Annotated in this window: 15 protein-coding genes; 9 read left to right on the top strand and 6 right to left on the bottom strand. The window is 72.9% G+C overall.

The genetic code is table 11. The annotated features are described in order from the left end of the window. Nucleotides 1-36: 36 nt before the first annotated feature. Together MUN74_RS15280 and MUN74_RS15275 are read right to left on the bottom strand one after the other, a co-directional pair. Nucleotides 37-2,028, bottom strand: a complete 1,992-nt coding sequence (locus MUN74_RS15280; protein WP_244853324.1) for a multicopper oxidase family protein — start codon at nucleotides 2,026-2,028, stop codon at nucleotides 37-39. Between the two features lie 34 nt (nucleotides 2,029-2,062). After that, nucleotides 2,063-2,563 (bottom strand): DUF6220 domain-containing protein, encoded by a 501-nt coding sequence (locus tag MUN74_RS15275; protein ID WP_244853323.1) that lies wholly within the window; start codon nucleotides 2,561-2,563, stop codon nucleotides 2,063-2,065. Nucleotides 2,564-2,768: 205 nt separating this feature from the next. Between MUN74_RS15275 and MUN74_RS15270 the strand changes: the two genes are divergently transcribed. From MUN74_RS15270 to MUN74_RS15240, 7 genes are all read left to right on the top strand, one after another. Further along, entirely contained in the window at nucleotides 2,769-3,473 is a 705-nt protein-coding gene (locus MUN74_RS15270) for an NUDIX hydrolase (protein WP_244853321.1), read from the top strand. Next, nucleotides 3,470-4,849: a quinolinate synthase NadA gene (nadA, locus tag MUN74_RS15265; protein ID WP_244853319.1), complete on the top strand. Its 1,380-nt coding sequence runs from the start codon at nucleotides 3,470-3,472 to the stop codon at nucleotides 4,847-4,849. The genes MUN74_RS15270 and nadA overlap by 4 nt, the downstream gene beginning before the upstream one ends. A 1-nt stretch (nucleotide 4,850) precedes the next feature. Beyond that, nucleotides 4,851-6,515 (top strand): L-aspartate oxidase, encoded by a 1,665-nt coding sequence (nadB, locus tag MUN74_RS15260; RefSeq protein WP_244853318.1) that lies wholly within the window; start codon nucleotides 4,851-4,853, stop codon nucleotides 6,513-6,515. Beyond that, the gene (gene nadC, locus MUN74_RS15255) at nucleotides 6,515-7,429 is read left to right on the top strand and encodes a carboxylating nicotinate-nucleotide diphosphorylase (protein WP_244853316.1); all 915 of its coding nucleotides are present in this window, start codon (nucleotides 6,515-6,517) and stop codon (nucleotides 7,427-7,429) included. Before nadB ends, nadC begins: the two co-directional genes overlap by 1 nt. Next, nucleotides 7,426-8,571 (top strand): cysteine desulfurase family protein, encoded by a 1,146-nt coding sequence (locus tag MUN74_RS15250; RefSeq protein WP_244853314.1) that lies wholly within the window; start codon nucleotides 7,426-7,428, stop codon nucleotides 8,569-8,571. The genes nadC and MUN74_RS15250 overlap by 4 nt, the downstream gene beginning before the upstream one ends. After that, on the top strand, nucleotides 8,568-8,723 hold the full coding sequence (locus tag MUN74_RS15245; protein ID WP_244853313.1) for a hypothetical protein: 156 nt from the start codon (nucleotides 8,568-8,570) through the stop codon (nucleotides 8,721-8,723). Before MUN74_RS15250 ends, MUN74_RS15245 begins: the two co-directional genes overlap by 4 nt. A 189-nt stretch (nucleotides 8,724-8,912) precedes the next feature. Further along, complete coding sequence (locus MUN74_RS15240; RefSeq protein WP_244853311.1) at nucleotides 8,913-10,451, top strand: DHA2 family efflux MFS transporter permease subunit; 1,539 nt, start codon at nucleotides 8,913-8,915, stop codon at nucleotides 10,449-10,451. 66 nt (nucleotides 10,452-10,517) lie between these two features. Here MUN74_RS15240 and MUN74_RS15235 read toward each other — a convergent pair whose 3' ends face one another. Then, entirely contained in the window at nucleotides 10,518-12,179 is a 1,662-nt protein-coding gene (locus tag MUN74_RS15235; RefSeq protein ID WP_244853310.1) for a VWA domain-containing protein, read from the bottom strand. Between the two features lie 216 nt (nucleotides 12,180-12,395). On the opposite strand from MUN74_RS15235, the gene MUN74_RS15230 reads away from it, so the two are divergent. Beyond that, on the top strand, nucleotides 12,396-13,064 hold the full coding sequence (locus MUN74_RS15230) for a phosphoribosyltransferase (RefSeq protein ID WP_244853308.1): 669 nt from the start codon (nucleotides 12,396-12,398) through the stop codon (nucleotides 13,062-13,064). Here the strand turns inward: MUN74_RS15230 and MUN74_RS15225 are convergent, their stop codons facing one another. Both MUN74_RS15225 and MUN74_RS15220 read right to left on the bottom strand, forming a co-directional pair. Continuing rightward, nucleotides 13,065-13,916, bottom strand: coding sequence for a putative protein N(5)-glutamine methyltransferase (locus MUN74_RS15225; RefSeq protein WP_244853307.1), 852 nt, complete (start codon nucleotides 13,914-13,916; stop codon nucleotides 13,065-13,067). Nucleotides 13,917-13,938: 22 nt separating this feature from the next. After that, nucleotides 13,939-15,399, bottom strand: coding sequence for a DUF1254 domain-containing protein (locus tag MUN74_RS15220; protein ID WP_244853305.1), 1,461 nt, complete (start codon nucleotides 15,397-15,399; stop codon nucleotides 13,939-13,941). A 333-nt stretch (nucleotides 15,400-15,732) separates the two neighbouring features. Here MUN74_RS15220 and MUN74_RS15215 point away from each other — a divergent pair, with 333 nt between their 5' ends. Next, entirely contained in the window at nucleotides 15,733-17,652 is a 1,920-nt protein-coding gene (locus MUN74_RS15215) for an anthranilate synthase family protein (protein ID WP_244853303.1), read from the top strand. On the opposite strand, the gene MUN74_RS15210 is transcribed toward MUN74_RS15215, so the two are convergent. After that, nucleotides 17,615-18,076: a nitroreductase family deazaflavin-dependent oxidoreductase gene (locus MUN74_RS15210; RefSeq protein ID WP_244853302.1), complete on the bottom strand. Its 462-nt coding sequence runs from the start codon at nucleotides 18,074-18,076 to the stop codon at nucleotides 17,615-17,617. The genes MUN74_RS15215 and MUN74_RS15210 overlap by 38 nt on opposite strands. Between the last annotated feature and the right edge of the window lie 35 nt (nucleotides 18,077-18,111).

The raw sequence follows: 18,111 nt of genomic DNA, 5'->3' as shown, positions 1-18,111 counted from the left end.
GGGCCGCGATCCCCGAACGATGCCCACCCGCGGTGCTCACTCGGGCCGGTTGCCGTGCGCGTCGTGCTCGAACGGGCTCGTGACCCCCGCGTAGGCGAGCGACATCATCATGCCCTCGGCCGCGTGCTCGAGGTTGTGGCAGTGGTCCATCCAGATGCCCGGGTTGTCGGCGACGAGGAGCACCTGCCAGACCTCGCCCGGCCGCACGTCGACCGAGTCGAGCCAGAGCGGTGCGCCGGTCGCGGCGACGCCGTCGCGTGAGAGCACGAGCACGTGGTGCCCGTGCACGTGCATCGGGTGCGGTTCGAACCCGCGGTTCACGATCGTGAGCCGCACGACATCGCCCTCCCGCACGCTCACCGGGTCGATGTGCGGGAAGACCCGTCCGTCGACGGTGTACGCGTATTTCGGTGCGCCGCCGACGAACCTGGGCAGGCGGTCGAGCACGAGCTTCGCATCGACGTCGGGCGTCGTCGCGGCCAGCCGCGAGGCGACCGCGTCGGGTTCGCCGTAGGTCAGCAGGTCGAGCTCGGGCACGGCCGAGGGCACGGGCATCGGCGAGTCGGTCGAGGTCGGCGACGCGCCCGCGGCATCCGCCTCACCGGGCACGAAGACGAGCCCCGCCTCGGCCGAGCGGTCGACGCCGAGCGCGACCCGCTCGTCGGGCATCGTGAACTCGAGGTCGACGCGACCGCCGGCGGGGAGCCGCAACGACCGGTCGTCGACCTCCGCGCCGCCCGCGAGGTCGCGACCGTCGACGGCGACCACCCGGAACGGTACCCCGGCGAGCCGCACTGCGAGCGGTTCGAGGTCGGTGTCGGCGATCCGCACGCGGACGCGTGTACCGGGTGCGACCGTGCGGTTCTCGGCGAGCGCGTGCTCGCCGACGACGACGTGCGACCCGAACGTGTGCACGGGCGCGACGACGTCGAGCGTGTCGGACGCGGCGTCCGGTGCGACGGCACCGGCGTCGGTGCCGGCCGGGCGGGCCGGTTCGACGACGAGCATGCCGTAGAGGCCCTTGCGCACGCCCTCGGCCGACCCCTGGTGCGTGTGGTACCAGTAGGTGCCCGGCACATCGGCGACGAACCGGTAGTCGAACGAGTCGCCCGGCATGACCGCGTCCTGGGTGACGCCGGCGACGCCGTCCTCGCCGTTGGGTACGTCGACCCCGTGCCAGTGCAGGGTGACGCCCGCGGCGATGTCGTCGTTGTGCAGGGTCACCTCGACGAGGTCGCCCTCGCGCACCCGCAGCTCGGGGCCGGGCACGCGCCCGTCGAAGGTCCAGGCGTCGATCGTGGAGCCGTCGTCGAGGGCGACGAGCGAGCGCTTCGCGGTGAGCGTGAATCGGTCGGTGCGTCGGTCGGGGTCGGCCGGCGTGCGCAGGTCGGCGACCGAGACGGATGCGCCGGTGCCGGCGCCGCCCGCCGGTCCCGTGTCGCCCGGGGTCGCTGCCGCGGCGGCGACCGCGTGGTGCGACGGCGCGGCCTCGAGGTTCGGTGCGGCGGTGTCGGCGAGCCACACCCAGCCGACGGACGCGACGATCGCGATCCCGGCGAGACCAGCGAAACCGGTGACCGCTCGGCGCCCGCGGCGTGCGACGATCGCCCACGTCGTGCCGACCGCGAGCACGACGACGCCGAGCAGCACGACCGTCGGCATGAGCCGCACCGGCCCGCCGATGAGCCAGGTCTCCGCGGCGGCGGCCGCCGTGGCAGCGACCCCCGCGACGAGTGCGACCCGGCCGGCGGTGTCGTCGGGGTCGTGACGGCGCCGTCGCAGCCCCACGAGGCCCGCGACGCAACCGGCGGCGGCGAGCGGGACGCCGACGAACAGCTTCTCGTCGGCGAACGCGAGGTCGCGCGTCGCGAGCACGACCGCGATGGCCGCGGCCGACGCGACCGCGAGGCATCCGCCCAGCGCGAGCCATCGGGGCGCGCGGTTCCCGGTCGTCGCGGCGGCCGCCCACAGGCCGGCCGCCGCGATGACGACGACGCCGTACAGGGCGAGGAGGGCTGCCGTGTTCATCGGGCATCCCTCCTCGCCGTGGTGGTTCGGCCGGTCAAGCGACGCTCGACGGCTGGGTCGACTGCGCGACCTCGGGGGTTGCGGTCGCCGTGGTCGACGCGGCCGCCTGCTGCGGCGAGCCCTCGCGAACGAGCTTGCGCGCCCGGAAGAAGAGGGCGACGCCGAGCACGATGATCAGCGCGCCGTTGAGTCCGTGCAGGCTGACCGTCAGCATCGCGGGCAGCGGCACGGTCGAGGACTCGGGCCCGACGCCGAAGATGACGCCGGTCAGGATGAAGATGAGCAGCTGCAGCACCGTCAGCAGGAAGACCGTGACGGTCATCCAGATGGTGCGCTTGCCGGCCCGGGCGAGGGCGGCGAACACGATCATGGCGAGCGCGAGCACGCGCAGCACGATCTGGCCGTTGATGCCGTGCGCGCTGAACGCGGTGTCGTCGCCCGCCTCCATGCCGAAGGTGCCGAACGCTGCGAGATAGACCTGCAGCATCGCGTCGACGACGAACAGGACGGTGGTCACGAGGAACGCCTTCTTCATGGCGCGCCTCCTTTCGGGTTGGGGTGGGGGTGTTGATGGGATGCCTCGATCGTGCTCGCGGCGCGACGGCCGGGCATCAGGGTCCGCACCGATCCGAGGTCAGCGGCGTCACCGAGTTCGTGTTCTGGTCAATGTGACTGTAAGCTGCTGTCCATCAGAGTTCGAGTCACCGTGACCTGAACGGTTCGCCCGAAGGAGGCGCAGCATGCCGCACGAGCTCGACGCCCCCATGCGCCTCGCCGTGTCGACCGTCATCTTCGCGCTGCGGCCGGATGCCTCGGGGCGGGCCGTGCTCTGGACCCCGCTCGTGCGCCGCACCCGCGAGCCGCAGCTCGGCCTGTGGGCGCTCCCGGGCGGCTGGCTTCCCGTGAACGAGGAGCTCGAGGTCGCAGCGGCCCGCACGCTGCGGGCGACGACGGGCCTCGCACCCAAGTACCTCGAGCAGCTGTACACGTTCGGCGAGGTCGACCGCTCCCCCGATGCCCGCGTGATCTCGGTCGTCTACTGGGCGCTCGTGCAGAGCGACGAGGCAGCCCGCGCGACCGCCGGACCGAACGTGCGCTGGGTGCCCGCCGACACGCTGCCAGGCCTCGCGTTCGACCACAACCGCATCGTCGAGTACGCCCTCTGGCGACTGCGCACGAAGGTCGAGTACACCGAGATCGCGCACGCCTTCCTCGGCGAGACGTTCACGCTCGCCGAGCTCCGCGAGGTGTACGAGGCGGTGCTCCAGCGGCCGCTCGACCCCGCGAACTTCCGCCGCACCATGATCGCGTCGGGGCGCCTGCGCGAGACCGGCGAGCTCCTCGCCGGCGCGGCGCACCGCCCACCGAAGCTGTACCGCTACGTCGCCGCCGCCCGCACGGGCGAGGTGCGAGAACCGTTCCAGAGCGAGAGGCCCGCCTCATGACCATCACGACGCCCGACACCACGGCCGCCACCCGCCGCGCGGCATCCGTCGACCGCAGCCTGCAGCTCATCGCGACGGGCGCCGCGTCCGGCGCCAGTTGCGCGCCCGAGCTCGCGAAGGGGCCGTGGGAGTTCGACGCCGGGCCCTCCGGCTACGGCCCCGGGGCGTCGATGGGCGACGTCATCCCGACGGGGTCGCCCCGGCAGGGTGCGCTGCCCGAGGCGTACCGCCGGGCCTCCGACGACGAGCTGCACGATCGCATCCGCGCCGCGAAGGCCACGCTCGGCGACCGCGTCGTCGTGCTCGGACACTTCTACCAGCGCGACGAGGTCGTGCAGCACGCCGACTTCGTGGGCGACTCGTTCCAGCTCGCGAACGCGGCGCTCACCCGGCCCGACGCCGAGGCGATCGTGTTCTGCGGGGTGCACTTCATGGCCGAGACCGCCGACCTGCTCTCGCGCCCCGACCAGGCCGTGATCCTGCCGAACCTCGCCGCCGGCTGCTCGATGGCCGACATGGCCGACCTCTCGAGCGTCGAGGAGTGCTGGGAGCAGCTCGAGTCGGTCTACGGCGACCTCGACGCCGTGGATGCCGCGGGGCGGGTGCCGGTCGTGCCGGTGACCTACATGAACTCCTCGGCCGCGCTGAAGGGCTTCGTCGGGCGCCACGGCGGCATCGTGTGCACCTCGTCGAACGCGCGCACCGTGCTCGAGCAGGTCTTCGAACGCGGGCAGCGGGTGCTCTTCTTCCCCGACCAGCACCTCGGCCGCAACACCGCGAAGGCGATGGGCGTGCCCCTCGAGCAGATGCCGATGTGGAACCCGCGCAGGCCGCTCGGCGGCTCCACCGCCGACGAGCTCGCCGACGCGAAGGTGATCCTCTGGCACGGCTTCTGCTCGGTGCACAAGCGGTTCACCGTCGACCAGATCGCCCAGGCGCGCGCGACGCACCCCGGCGTGCAGGTCATCGTGCACCCCGAGTGCCCGATGCCCGTCGTCGACGCCGCCGACGCGGCGGGCTCGACCGACTTCATCGTGAAGGCGATCGCCGCGGCGCCCGCCGGCTCGACGTTCGCGATCGGCACCGAGATCAACCTCGTGCAGCGGCTCGCCGCCGAGCACCCCGAGCACACGATCTTCTGCCTCGACCCGGTGGTGTGCCCGTGCTCGACGATGTACCGCATCCACCCCGGCTACCTCGCCTGGGTACTCGAGGAGCTCGTCGAAGGCCGCGTCGTCAACCGCATCACCGTGCCGTCCGACGTGGCGGACCCGGCTCGGCTGGCGCTCGAGCGCATGCTCGCGGCGAAGCCTCCGGCTGCGGCATCCGCGCCCGCGCCGGTGCTCGCGCCGACGCTCGCCGAGACCGGAGCCTGAGATGACCCGCGTGCTCGTGGTCGGCGGTGGCATCGGCGGGCTCTGGGCCGCCGTACGCGCCGCCGACGCCGGAGCGAGCGTCGAGCTCGTCACGAAGACCGAGCTCGCCGAGACGAACACCCGCTACGCGCAGGGCGGCATCGCCGCTGCACTGTTCCCCGACGACTCGGCCGAGCGCCACCTCGCCGACACGATCGCCGCGGGGGCCGGACTCGCCGATCCCGACGCGGTGCGCGTGCTGTGCGACGAGGGGCCGGCGCGCGTGCGCGACCTGATCAGGTTCGGGGTCGCGTTCGACCGGGGCGAGTCGGGACTCTCGCGCGGCCTCGAGGCAGCGCACTCGCGCGCCCGCATCGTGCACGCCGGCGGCGACGCGACCGGAGCGGCGATCGAGGCCGCGCTCGTCGCGACCGTGCGTCGGCGCGCCGTGCGCATCGACGAGCGCACGATGCTCGTCGACCTCCTCGTCGAGCCCCGAGCCGACGGCCGCCCCGTCGTCGTCGGCGCCCGGCTGCTCGGCGCCGACGGCACGATCGTCGAGCGTCGCGCCGACGCCGTCGTGCTCGCGACCGGTGGCAGCGGACGCCTCTACCGGCACACGACGAACCCCGACGTCGCGACGGGCGACGGCGTCGCGGCCGCCTGGCGCGCCGGTGCGGCGGTCGCCGACCTCGAGTTCACCCAGTTCCACCCGACCGCGCTCGCCGCGCCGGGCACTCCCCTCATCTCCGAGGCCGTTCGCGGCGAGGGCGCCGTGCTGCGCGACGCATCGGGAGCCCGGTTCATGCTCGACGTGCACTCCGATGCCGAACTCGCGCCGCGCGACGTCGTCGCGCGGGCCGTGTGGCGGCGCATGGCCGAGCAGGACGGCGAGCCCGTGCGGCTCGACGCGACCGCGCTCGGCGCCGCGTTCCTCGCCTCGCGGTTCCCAGGGCTCGACCGGGTCGTGCGCGAGGCCGGATTCGACTGGGGCCGCGAGGCCGTGCCGGTGACGCCCGCCGCGCACTACGCGATGGGCGGCATCGTCACCGACCTCGACGGGCGGGCGAGCCTTCCGGGGCTGTACGCCGTCGGCGAGTGCGCCTGCACCGGGGTGCACGGCGCGAACCGACTCGCGTCGAACTCGCTGCTCGAGGCGGCCGTCTTCGGCGAGCGCGCCGCCCGCGCGATCACGGGCGGTGCGCCCCGCGCTACGGCTCCTGCCCCTGCCGCTCCCACGACGCCTGCTGCTCTCCGCCCCTCCGCTCCCGCCGAGCAGCATCGCGGATATACGATCCGCCACCCCGAGGTTTCGGGCCCGACGCCCGGCGCGGCGGATCGTATATCCGCAGGAATGGCCGGGGCCCGGGTCGACCGGGTAGCCCTGCAGGAGCTCATGTGGAACCGGGTGGGCCTCGAGCGCGACGCGCGCGGACTCGCCGAGGCCGCCGAACGGCTCGACGCGTGGAGCGCCCCCGCGCCCGTCGACCGACGATCCGCCGAGGACCGCAACCTGCTCGGCCTCGCACGGCTGACGGTCGCGGCGGCGCAGGCCCGCCGCGAGAGCGTCGGCGCGCACTTCCGCACCGACGACCCGACCGCGTCGGTCCCCCCGACGGCGGCATCCTCGGCATCGACCGGCCGTCCGACCACCACCACCCGCCCAGACCTCGAGGAGGCCGCCTGATGACCGACACCCGCGAGATCGAGCGCATCGTCTCCGCCGCCCTCGACGAGGACGCCCCGTGGGGAGACCTCACCGGCGAGACGCTCATCCCCGCCGACGCCACCGCGACCGCCGAACTCGTCGCGCGCGAGCCGGGGGTGCTCAGCGGCGTCGACGTGTTCGCAGCGGCGTTCCGCCTGGTCGACCCGAGCATCGCGGTCGAGCCGCTCGCCCGCGACGGTGAGCCGTTCGCCGCGGGCGCCGTGCTCGCGACGGTGCAGGGTCCCGCCCGCGGCATCCTCCGCGCCGAGCGCGTCGCCCTCAACCTGCTCCAGCGCATGTCGGGCATCGCGACGCTCACCGCGCGCTACGTCGCTGCGGTCGACGGTACCCGCGCCCGCATCGTCGACACGCGCAAGACGACCCCCGGCCTGCGCAGCCTCGAACGCCAGGCCGTGCGCGACGGCGGCGGCCGCAACCACCGCCGCTCGCTGTCGGACGCGATCATGGCGAAGGACAACCACCTCGCCGTGCTCACCGCGGGCGGCGTCGATCTCGCGACCGCGCTGCGGGCAGCCCGTGACCGGATGCCGCACACCGCGCACCTCGAGGTCGAGGTCGATCGCATCGACCAGATCGCGGCCGTGCTCGACGGCGGCGCCGACACGATCATGCTCGACAACTTCACCGTCGACGAGCTGCGCGAGGGCGTCGCGCTCATCGACGGGCGCGCGGTCGTCGAGGCCTCGGGCGGCGTGAACCTCGACACCGTCGCGGCGATCGCCGCGACGGGAGTCGACGTCGTCTCGGTCGGCGCGCTCACCCACTCGGTGCGCTCGCTCGACCTCGGGCTGGACGTCGTCGTCGAAGCACCCGGAGACCAGCGCGCGGCCGACGCCGACGCCGACGCCGGCGTGCCAGCGGGGCATCCGTGATCTTCCTCGACCACGCGGCGACCACGCCCGTGCGCCGCGAGGTGCTCGAGGCGATGTGGCCCTACCTGACCGGCGCCTTCGGCAACCCGTCGAGCCGGCACGGCCTCGGCGACGAGGCCGCGCGGGCGCTCGGCGACGCGCGCGCGAGCGTCGCCGAGGTCGTCGGCTGCCGCCCGGGCGACGTGATCTTCACGAGCGGCGGCACCGAGGCCGACAACCTCGCGGTCACGGGGCTCGCGCTCGCGAACCCGCGCGGCCGGCACGTCGTCGTCTCGGCCGTCGAGCACGAGGCGGTGCTCGAGTCGGCGCGCGCCCTCGCCAGGCTCCACGGGTTCGCGCTCGACGAGGTCGCGGTCGACGGCGCCGGGCGGGTGTCGCCCGACCTCCTCGCGGCGGTGCTCCGCCCCGACACGACGCTCGTCTCGGCGCAGCTCGCCAACAACGAGGTCGGCACCGTGCAGCCCGTCGCCGAGCTCGCCGCCCTCGCTCGCAGGGTCGGCGCGCTCGTGCACACCGACGCGGTGCAGGCCGCGGGCCGGCTCCCCCTCTCGCTCGACGCGCTCGGCGTCGACGCGCTGTCGCTCGCGGGGCACAAGATCGGCGCGCCGAAGGGCACGGGCGTGCTCGTCGTGCGCGGGCGACTCCCCCTCGAACCGGTGCTGCACGGCGGCGGGCAGGAGCGCGGGCGCCGGTCGGGCACCGAGAACGTCGCGGGCGCGGTCGCGTTCGCGACGGCCCTCCGGCTCGCGGAGGCCGAACGCGTCGAGACCGCGGAGCGGGTCGGCGCGCTGAGCGCGCGGCTCGTCGAGCGCGTGCTCGCCGAGGTGCCCGAGGCCCGCCTCACGGGCGCCGTCGACGCACGCCTCCCCGGCACCGTCTCGTTCGTCTTCCCCGGTACGAGCGGCGAAGCGGTGCTGCTGGAGCTCGAGCGCGACGGCGTCGTCTGCTCGAGCGGCTCGGCGTGCGCGGCAGGCCGCGACGACCCGTCACACGTGCTCACGGCGATGGGCGTGCCCGCCGAGATCGCCCAGACGGCAGTGCGGTTCACCCTCGGCTCCGCGACGACGTCCGACGAGATCGAGGATGCCGCCACCGCCGTCTCACGGGCCGTGTCGGCGGTGCGCGCTATCGTGACATCATGAGCGATTCGACTCCGACCCCTGCCGACGCTGCCGACGACGACACCGCCGCTCGCGACGGCCGGCTCGACGACGAGCTCGCCCCCGAAGAGTCCATTCTCGAGGGCTGGCTGCCGCGCGCCACGCCGACCGACGGTCCGGCCCCGGCTCCCTGAGCCGGGTCCCGAGCCTTCGTGAACACGGTCGCCGGTTCGACCGTGTTCCATGCGTTCCGATCGATCTCGGCAATCGGGAATAGCGCGTCGCCCGCTGCGGGTTGACCCACCTGTTCCGTTTCTTCCGCACCTTCATCTCGACGCACGTTCCGGTGCTGCTCCAGCGCCGATCTCGATTGGAACTCCTCTGTGACCGAACGCGCCGTATCCGACCTCGACCCCTCGACCGCCTCGACGCCCGCGGTCGGTCCAGACGCCGCCGCCCAGGACGCGGCCGTCGTCGCCCACCAGCCCGCCCACGGCGCGAACAACACGCGCGTCATCTGGCTGCTGCTCGCCGCGACCTTCGTCGTCTTCCTCAACGAGACGATCATGGGCGTCGCGATCCCGCATCTCGTCGACGACCTGCACATCACCCTCACCGCAGCGCAGTGGCTGACGACCGCGTTCATGCTGACGATGGCCGTCGTCATCCCGATCACGGGCTTCCTGCTGCAGCGGTTCCCGACCAGGCCGATCTTCATCACGGCAATGAGCCTGTTCTCGGCGGGCACGCTGATGGCCGCGCTCGCGCCCGGCTTCGAGGTGCTGCTCGGCGCCCGCGTCGTGCAGGCGACCGGTACCGCGATCATGATGCCGCTGCTCATGACGACGCTCATGACGCTCGTCGCCCCCTCCGACCGCGGTCGGTTCATGGGGCGGGTCTCGATCGTCATGTCGGTGGCGCCCGCGATCGGGCCGACGATCTCGGGCCTGATCCTGAACTTCCTGACGTGGCGGTTCATGTTCTGGCTCGTGCTGCCGATCGCCGTCGCCATGCTCGTGATCGGTATCCGCAAGGTCGAGAACGTGAGCGAGACCCGCAAGCTGCCGATCGACGTGTTCTCGGTGATCCTCTCGGCGTTCGGCTTCGGCGGGCTCGTCTACGGCCTCAGCCTCGTCGGCGGGGTCGTCAGCGGTCGCAGTGCGGCCGACGCGCCCGCGATGTGGATCTCGCTGGCCGTGGGCGTCGTCGGCATCGCCGCGTTCATCGTGCGCCAGCTCCTGCTGCAGCGCCGCGACCGCGCGCTGCTCGACCTCCGCACCTTCACGTCGCGCAACTTCGCCCTCTCGGTCGCACTCATGGTCGTCATGATGGCGGCGCTGTTCGGCACGATCATCCTGCTGCCCATCTACCTGCAGGACGTGCTCGGGCTCGAGCCGCTCTACACGGGTCTCCTGCTGCTGCCGGGCGGGCTCATCATGGGTCTGCTCGGCCCGACGGTCGGTCGCCTCTACGACCGGTTCGGCCCGACGCCGCTGCTCGTGCCGGGCTCCATCGTCGTGTCGGGCGTGCTGTGGAGCCTCACGATGGTGACCGACCAGACCTCTCCCTGGCTCGTCCTCGTGGCGCACATGGTGATGTCGGCCGCCCTCGCGTTCATGTTCACGCCGCTGTTCACCTCGGCGCTCGGCTCGGTCGAGCCGCGGTTCTACTCGCACGGATCGGCGATCGTCGGCACCGTGCAGCAGGTCGCGGGTGCAGCGGGCACGGCGCTGTTCATCACCGTGATGACCTCGCGCACCGCCGTGGCCGAGGCGAACGGGGCCTCCGCCATCGCCGCCAACGCGACCGGCATCAGTTCGGCGTTCATGGTCGGGGCGATCCTGTCGCTCTTCGCGATCGTTGGCGCGTTCCTCATTCGGCGACCCGCTGACATGGAGCACGGCGCACCGGTCGGCCACTGACCACGCACACGACGGAGGGCGAGGGAGCGTTCGCTCCCTCGCCCTCCGTCGTGTTCGAGCTACCGCTCAGCCGCAGTTCGGCCGGCAGCTGCGCTGCGAGAGCGCGTCGACGAGCACCGTCGAGAGGTCTTCGGGCTTCGTCGCCGAGTACGCGGCGCCCTTGGTGACCTGCGCGATCTGCTGCATCGCGGCGAGGTCGGTGTCGGGCCCGAAGCCGATCATGATGACCGGCACGGGCTTCGACGGGTCGTCGAGCTTCTTCAGCTCGGCGAGCAGCGTGTCGAGGTCGATGCCGTTCTCGTCCTCGTTGCGCCCGTCGGTGATGAGCAGCACCGAGTTGACCTTGTCGGGGTCGTAGGTGTCGCGCACCCGCTTCACGGCGGCGAGCGTCGTGTCGTAGAGGCCCGTGGCGCCGCCGAGCCGGTCGGGCAGCGACTGGATGATGCCCGCGATCTGCTGGGTGTGCGCCGCGTCGGCGAGCGGGGCGATCGGCGAGACGTCCTCGTAGTCCAGCTCGCCGTTGCGCGCCGTCGAGAAGAGCCAGACCCCGAGCTCGACCTCGCCCGAGAACTTCTCCATCGCCCCCATGGCCGCCTGCTGGAAGACGTCGATACGACGCAGGCCGTTGTCGGCCGGCTCCTCCATCGAACCCGACACGTCGATGACGGTCAGCATGCGCGACCGCAGCGTGAGCACGCTCCACGCGCGAAGGATCTCGAGCTGGGCGGCGCCGTCGCGAGCGGGTTCGGCCCCCGGTCCGGAGGCGCCGACGCCGGCGAGGTCGAGCTTGCCGCCGCCGTCGGGGTCGCGGAAGCCGTGCTTCGCGAACGTCTCCCGGGCGCCCGCGAGCGCCGTGCCGAAGTCGCCGAGGAGCTTCCGCTTGTCCTTGTCGAGCGTGAGGTGCACGAAGGGATAGTCGAGCGCCACGGTACCGTCTGCCGGGTAAGCGGCGACGAGCGGCTCCGCCGGGTCCTCCTGGTTGTACGCGGCGACCTGCGCCTCGCTCGTGATGACGACGGCGGGGGCGTCTCCGACGCCGAGCGCGCCGAATGCGGCGCTCGTCGACGCCGGGATCGACTTGCCGAGGGCGAGCATCGCACCGGCGAACTGCCGCGGGTCATCGGCCGGGGAATGCCCCCGGAGGGCGAGCAGGCCCGCGAGGCTCGCCGCGGACGCCTCGGGGTCGGGCAGGATCGTCGGCAGCGCGCCGCGCAGCACGCGCGCCCAGCTGACCGGCTCGCTCGCGAGCGCCGTCGCGTCGGTCGCGGCTGCGGCGAACACGATCGGCGTGGAGGCGACCGAGTCACCGGCGTCGACGACGGGCGCCGGCTGACCGAGCGACGCGGCCGTCGCGTTCATGCGATCGAGCCACACGCTGGACTCGGGTACCCACGCGTCGGCGTCGACGGTGCCCGCCGCGAGCACGGCCGAGGTGTCGGCCGAGTCCTGGGGCGTCACCTCCGTGGTGACGCAGTGCTCCGACGAACGGTCGAACTCGTCGGCGACCTCGGCGACGGCGGGGGCGATGGCGCGGTCGGCGACGACGACGAGCTTCTGCGGGTCGCTGCAGCCGGCGTCGGCCGAGGCGAGCAGTGGATCGAGGTGGCCGCCGATCCAGAGGAAGACGCCCGTGCCGACGACGGCGACGACGGCGACCGCGCCGATGATGGACATGACGAATTTGCGGGCGGGCTTCTTCACCTGCACCGCGACGGTATGACGTCCCACGGGTTCTCCAAGCAGACGGGGTCGGGGGCCCGCCGAATCCTTGAACGGGTTCCCACGGGCCGGGGAGCCCGGGGAAGGATTTGCACCAGTGTAGGCGACGACGCCGCGAACGCGAAGTCCCCTCGGCTTTCGGCGGTTCGCACCGGGGTTGACGCCCGGCGCACGCGGGACTAGTCAGGGTGTGGAGGCACCGCCACGAGGCATCCCGAGATCGTCATGGAGCACTTCGCGAACCGCGTCGAGGCGGGCGAGCGACTCGCCGCCCGCCTCCTCGACGACTCGCGTGCCGCCACGGGCCTGGTCCTGCACGCGCCCGTCGTGCTCGGCCTGCCGCGCGGCGGCGTGCCCGTGGCGGCGCCGGTGGCCGAGTCGCTCGATGCGCCGCTCGACGTCCTCGTCGTGCGGAAGCTCGGCACTCCCGGGCGGCCCGAGCTCGCGATGGGCGCGATCGGCGAGGAGGGCGCGCTCGTGCGCAACGACGACGTCATCGCGATGTCGCGCGTCGACCGGCGCACCTTCGACGAGGTACGGGACCGCGAGCGGGTCGAGCTCGACGCGAGAGTCGCACGATTCCGCGGCGGGGTGCCGCCCGTCCCGCTCGCCGGCCGTCACGTCGTGATCGTCGACGACGGCATCGCGACGGGTGCCACCATGCGCGTCGCGTGTCGCGTCGCGCGCGCCCGCGGCGCCGCCCGGATCGTCGTGGCGACCCCCGTCGCCGCACCTGACAGCCTCGCCGAGCTGCAGGGCTCCCCCGACGTCGACGCGATCGTGTGCCTGTCGACCCCGCCCGAATTCATGGCGGTGGGGATGCACTACCTCGACTTCGCGCAGACGAGCGACGACGAGGTCGTTCGCCTGCTCGCGGAACGCCGGCGCCGGTGATCACCGGCAGCGCGTCCGGGTTTCCGGCGTCTCGGTCCGGCGCCATCCCCCCCGCACTCCCACCACGACGACGGTGTCGTCGTCGACGTCGTCGCTCGGCACGAGCCGCGGCTCCAGTCCGCCGCGCCGCATGAGGGCGACGGCCGTCTCGGCCTGGTCCTCGCTCGTCTCGATGACGAGGGCGCCCCCGGGCGCGAGCCGACGTCGGGCGGATGCGACGACCCGGCGGTGCACGTCGAGCCCGTCGTCGCCGCCGTCGAGTGCGAGCAGCGCCTCGTGCTCGCGGGCCTCGGGCGGCATGAGCGCGATCGCGTCGGAGGGCACGTACGGCGCGTTCACGGCGAGCACGTCGATGCGGCCGACGAGGCCGGCGGGCAGCGCATCGTAGAGGTCGCCCTCGAACACCCGTCCGCCGCGCGGCTCGAGGTTGCGACGCGCCGCGCGCACGGCCGCCGGATCGAGGTCGGCGGCGAAGAGCTCGACCTCGCCGGCCGACTCGAGGATGACCGCGCCGATGGCTCCGACGCCGCAGCAGAGGTCGACGACGACCGCCGGCCGGCCGTGTGCGCCCGACGCCGCACGGGCGAGGCGGGTCGCCTCGGCGGCGAGCAGTTCGGTGCGGTGCCGGGGCACGAACGCACCGGGTTCGACGTCGAGGCGGAGGCCGGCGAACTCCGCCCAGCCGACGACGTACTCGATCGGTTCGCCGGCGACCCGGCGGGCGACGAGCGATTCCAGTCGAGTGTCGTCGTCGCCTGCTGCGGCGACCAGCAGTTCGGCCTCGGCCTCGGCGAAGACGCAACCCGCGGCGCGCAGGCGCGCGACGAGCGCGGGATCGACTGCGGCGGGCATCCCCGCATCGTACTGCGCCGGGTCAGCTCGGTTCGATGTCACCCGGCTTCCACGATCCGTCGAACCAGGTCTCGAGCGGGCCGTACAGGCGGAGCAGCACGAACCAGCCCTTGCCGGGCACGGTCTGCACCCAGTTCGACGCGAGTTCGGCCGGCTCCTCGGGCCCGAAGACGATGTCGACCGAGCCGTCGTCGTTGTACGTCAGTGCGTCGCGCTTGCTGTTGCGGCTCGGCAGGTGCTGACCGGTCTGCAACTCGGAGCGGGTCTGCGGGTCGTACACGACGATCGACCAGAAATCGGCGGCCGGAACGTCGGCCGGCAGCCGCAACCGGTAGCGCTTCGCGCCGTCGAACGGCACGCCGGTCGAGTCGAGCGCGACGAACCCGTACTGCGAGCCCTTGCCCACCATCTTGAGCGCCATCGCGGGCGTGTTCACGGTCGCGATGTAGAAGAACGCGGTCCGGGCGTCGAGGAACCGGCCGCCGTCGCCGCCGGCGCGCTGGAAGCGGTAGTCTCCGCCCGGCATGGGATTGAGCCACTTGCGGTCGTCGTAGAGCAGGAACTCCTGCTCGCGCGCACGGAACGAGATCGCGCGCGCGGTGCCGTTGCCGACCGCGACGGCATCGGTGAGAATGTCGCGCATCCGCTCGTCTGGCGCGAACGGCGAGCCCTTGATGATGCCGATCGAGGCGAGCAGGCCCCGGGTCTCGTCGTCTATGACGCCGAGCGGCTCCTTCTGGATGACGTGGTCGACCTCTTCGTAGAAGCTGAAGTCGTTCGCGTGCACCGTGTTCATGACCTTGCCCGAGAGCGACGACCACTCCATGGCCGGCGGGTCGTCGCGGGTCGAGAACGGATACACCTTGACGCCGGACTCGAACAGCTGCGTCGAGTGGTCGGGCTTGCCGTCGACGAGGAAGCCGCGGATGATCACGAGGTTGACGGCGCTGGGGCTCTCGGCGACGAACCAGCCCTCGGGCCGCTCGCCGTCGTAGCCCGGAGGGACGATGAGGTAGGTACCGCCCGCTCCGCGGTCGGGGCCGGGCGCACCGAGGTCGACGACGAACCGGAACCAGGCGTCGTCGACGGTGCCGGGCCCGCACCCGGGCGGCACCTCGATCACGGTGGGCCCGTCGCGCTCGATGTCGAGCATCGCGACGGCGTACACGGTGTCGGTGTTGCCTGTGAGGAACAGCGGGTTCGCGTCCATCAGCCGATCGGTGATGCCCGCCTTGTGTGCGGCGTCGACGCCCTGCCCGGCGAGACCCCTGCGCAGGCCCTCCATCGAGGCTGCCGGCACGGCGTTCAGGAAGGCCTCGACGCCGCGTAGGAAGTCGAGGTGGTCGTACAGCTTCGCCGCGGTGTCGACCGTGGGCACGCCGTCGGCGAACTGCAGTTCGCCGATGCGGGTCGATACTCGGGCGGGCGTCGTGATCTTCGCGGGAATCGGCGTGTTGTATCCGGGCTGGACCTGGTCGTTCATGCTCTCCTCGTTTCGGCTCGACCCGTCGAGTGCGCTCTGCGACTCGTCGAGTACGCGGGGACGCGAGCCCCCCACCTTCGATCGAATCGGTTCGGCTCCGGGGAGGCATCATGTCGATCGCGTGAATCCGGCGCCGCGTCGCCGGTGCGGCATCGACGTCATCGGATGGCGCAGCCGGCGGCGGATGCCGTATGGTGCTCGACATGACCGCGTCGAACCGCAACTGGTGGCCCGCCTCCTAGGCGGCCCGCGTTTTCGACGACTCACGACCGCCCGAGGGCGGTCGTTCCGTGTTTGCGGAGGGTCCCGTCCGGGGGCCCGACCGGAGACACCATGACGAAACTCCTCACCGCCCTGCTCGCCGCGAGCGAGCCGCCCGCGTTCGCCGTCGTCCGGCGCGAGCACGAACCGACGCTCGACGTGCTCACAGGCGACGTCGTCGACGTCGAGCGCCTCGCCGACATCCCGCTCGACGGGGCCGAGGTGCTCGCGCTCGTGCCGTTCCGGCAGGTGCGCGAGCGCGGCTTCGCCGCCCACGACGACGGCGCACCGTTGCGGTGCCTCGTCGTCCGCGAGCGCGAGCGGGTGCCCGTCGACGCCGCGATCGGCCTACTGCCGCGGCATCCCGTCGCCGTCGACGACCTGCGGGTCGACCTCGCCGACGACGAGTACGCCGCCGTCGTCCGGCGCGTGATCGAGCACGAGATCGGGCGTGGCGAGGGCGCCGACTTCGTGATCCGGCGCGAGTTCAGGGGGTCGACCGAGGCGCCTGCGTCGACGGCGGTGCTCGGCTGGCTGCGGGCGCTGCTCGAGCACGAACGCGGCGCGTACTGGACGTTCGCGGTGCACACGCCCGGCCTCTCGGCAGCCGGGGCGACACCCGAACGCCATGTCTCGAGCGAGGGCGGCCTCGTCACGATGAACCCCATCAGCGGCACCTTCCGCCACCTCGACGGGCCGCCGTCGCGCGATGCCCTCGCCGCGTTCCTCGCCGACGTCAAGGAGCGCGAGGAGCTCGTGATGGTCGTCGACGAGGAGCTCAAGATGATGAGCGCCGTCTGCCCCGACGGCGGCCGCATCCGCGGGCCGTTCCTCAAGCGCATGTCGCGGCTCACGCACACGGAGTACGTACTCGAGGGCACGAGCGACCTCGACCCGCGCGAGGTGCTGCGCCGCACCATGTTCGCCCCGACCGTCACGGGCTCGCCGATGGGCAACGCCTGCACGGTCATCACCCGGCACGAGGCGTCGCCGCGCGGCTACTACGCGGGCGTCTTCGCGCGGTTCACGCCGACCGGGGCGGGTTACGACCTCGACGCGCCGATCCTCATCCGCACCGCCTACCTCGACGACGCCGGTACCGTTCGCATACCGGTCGGCGCGACCCTCGTGCGGCATTCCGACCCAGCGGGCGAGGTCGCCGAGACCCACGCGAAGGCAGCGGGCGTGCTCACGGCGCTCGGTGCGCTCCCCCGGGCGGGCGCGGGGCGGGTCGGATGCTCCGGCGCCGACGCCGGACCCGACGCCGATGCCGCCCGCGGCGACGCCGGCCCCGAGGCATCCGTGTCGACGGTGCTCGCCGAACGCAATGCGCACCTCGCGCCGTTCTGGATCTCACCGCAGCCGGGCGCCGCGCCCCGCGGCGTCTCGGCGCTCGTCGTCGACGCCGGCGACGACTTCACGACGATGCTCGCGCATCAACTGCGCCACCTCGGGGTCGCGGCGCGCATCGTGCCGTGGCAGGACGCGCCGGTCGAGGCCGAGGAGGATCTCGTGGTGTTCGGCCCGGGCCCCGGCGACCCGCGCGAGACCGGTGAGCCGCGCATCTTCCGATTGCACGAGCTCATCGCCGCGCGACTCGGGCAGCAGCGGCCGATGCTCGCGGTGTGTCTCAGCCACCAGGTGCTCGCGCGGCTCTCGGGCCTCGCCGTCGCACCGCTCGCAGCTCCCCAGCAGGGGGTGCAGCGCGAGGTCGCGATCTTCGGCGAGACGGCGACGATCGGGTACTACAACACGTTCACGGCGTACGACGCGGGCCTCGAGCGCACGCCCCGGCACGGCCTCGCGATCGCGTCCGACCCGCGCACCGGTGCCGTGCACGCCTTGCGCGGCTCAGGCGTCGCTTCGGTACAGGGGCACCTCGAGTCGGTGCTCTCGATCGACGGGCTCGCGACGCTCGGGCGGCTCGTCGACGGCGCGCTGGGCACGGCCGGTGTCAGCGGGGCGGCCGCGCCGACTCGAGGTGCAGCCTGACCATCGGGATCTCGGGGTCGGTCTCGCCCGTGGCGTCCACGATCGATCGGTGCAGCGCGGCCCAGGCCTTCGGGTACCGGGCGGCGTAGCGCTCGAGCAGTGCCCGGCTCTCGTCGGCGTCGAGCAGTTCGGCGCGCGCAGGCACCCGTCGACGCCAACCGACGCTCACCCCGCAACGCGGCTCGGCCTCGAGGTTGCGATACCACTGCGCGCTCCTGCCGAATCCCGAGGCGACGACGATGCGATCATGCGACTCGTGCTCGGCGGCTTCGATCACGACGTACCGGCGCTCACCGCTCACCCGGCCGCGGTGCTCGAGCATGAGCAGCCTGCCGAGGAACACGAAGCCGAACCCCGTCTTGAACATCGGGATGGGCAGCCGCACCGCCCATCGCGTGGTCAGGATCTTCGCCCCGAGGTCCATCTCGCTCCGCCCGTTCGTCGTGCCGACTCGTCGTG

Source organism: Agromyces sp. H17E-10 (assembly GCF_022919715.1).
GTDB lineage: Bacteria > Actinomycetota > Actinomycetes > Actinomycetales > Microbacteriaceae > Agromyces.
The sequence above is the reverse complement of the archived record's forward strand: the minus strand, read 5'-3'. Positions and strand labels throughout refer to the sequence as shown.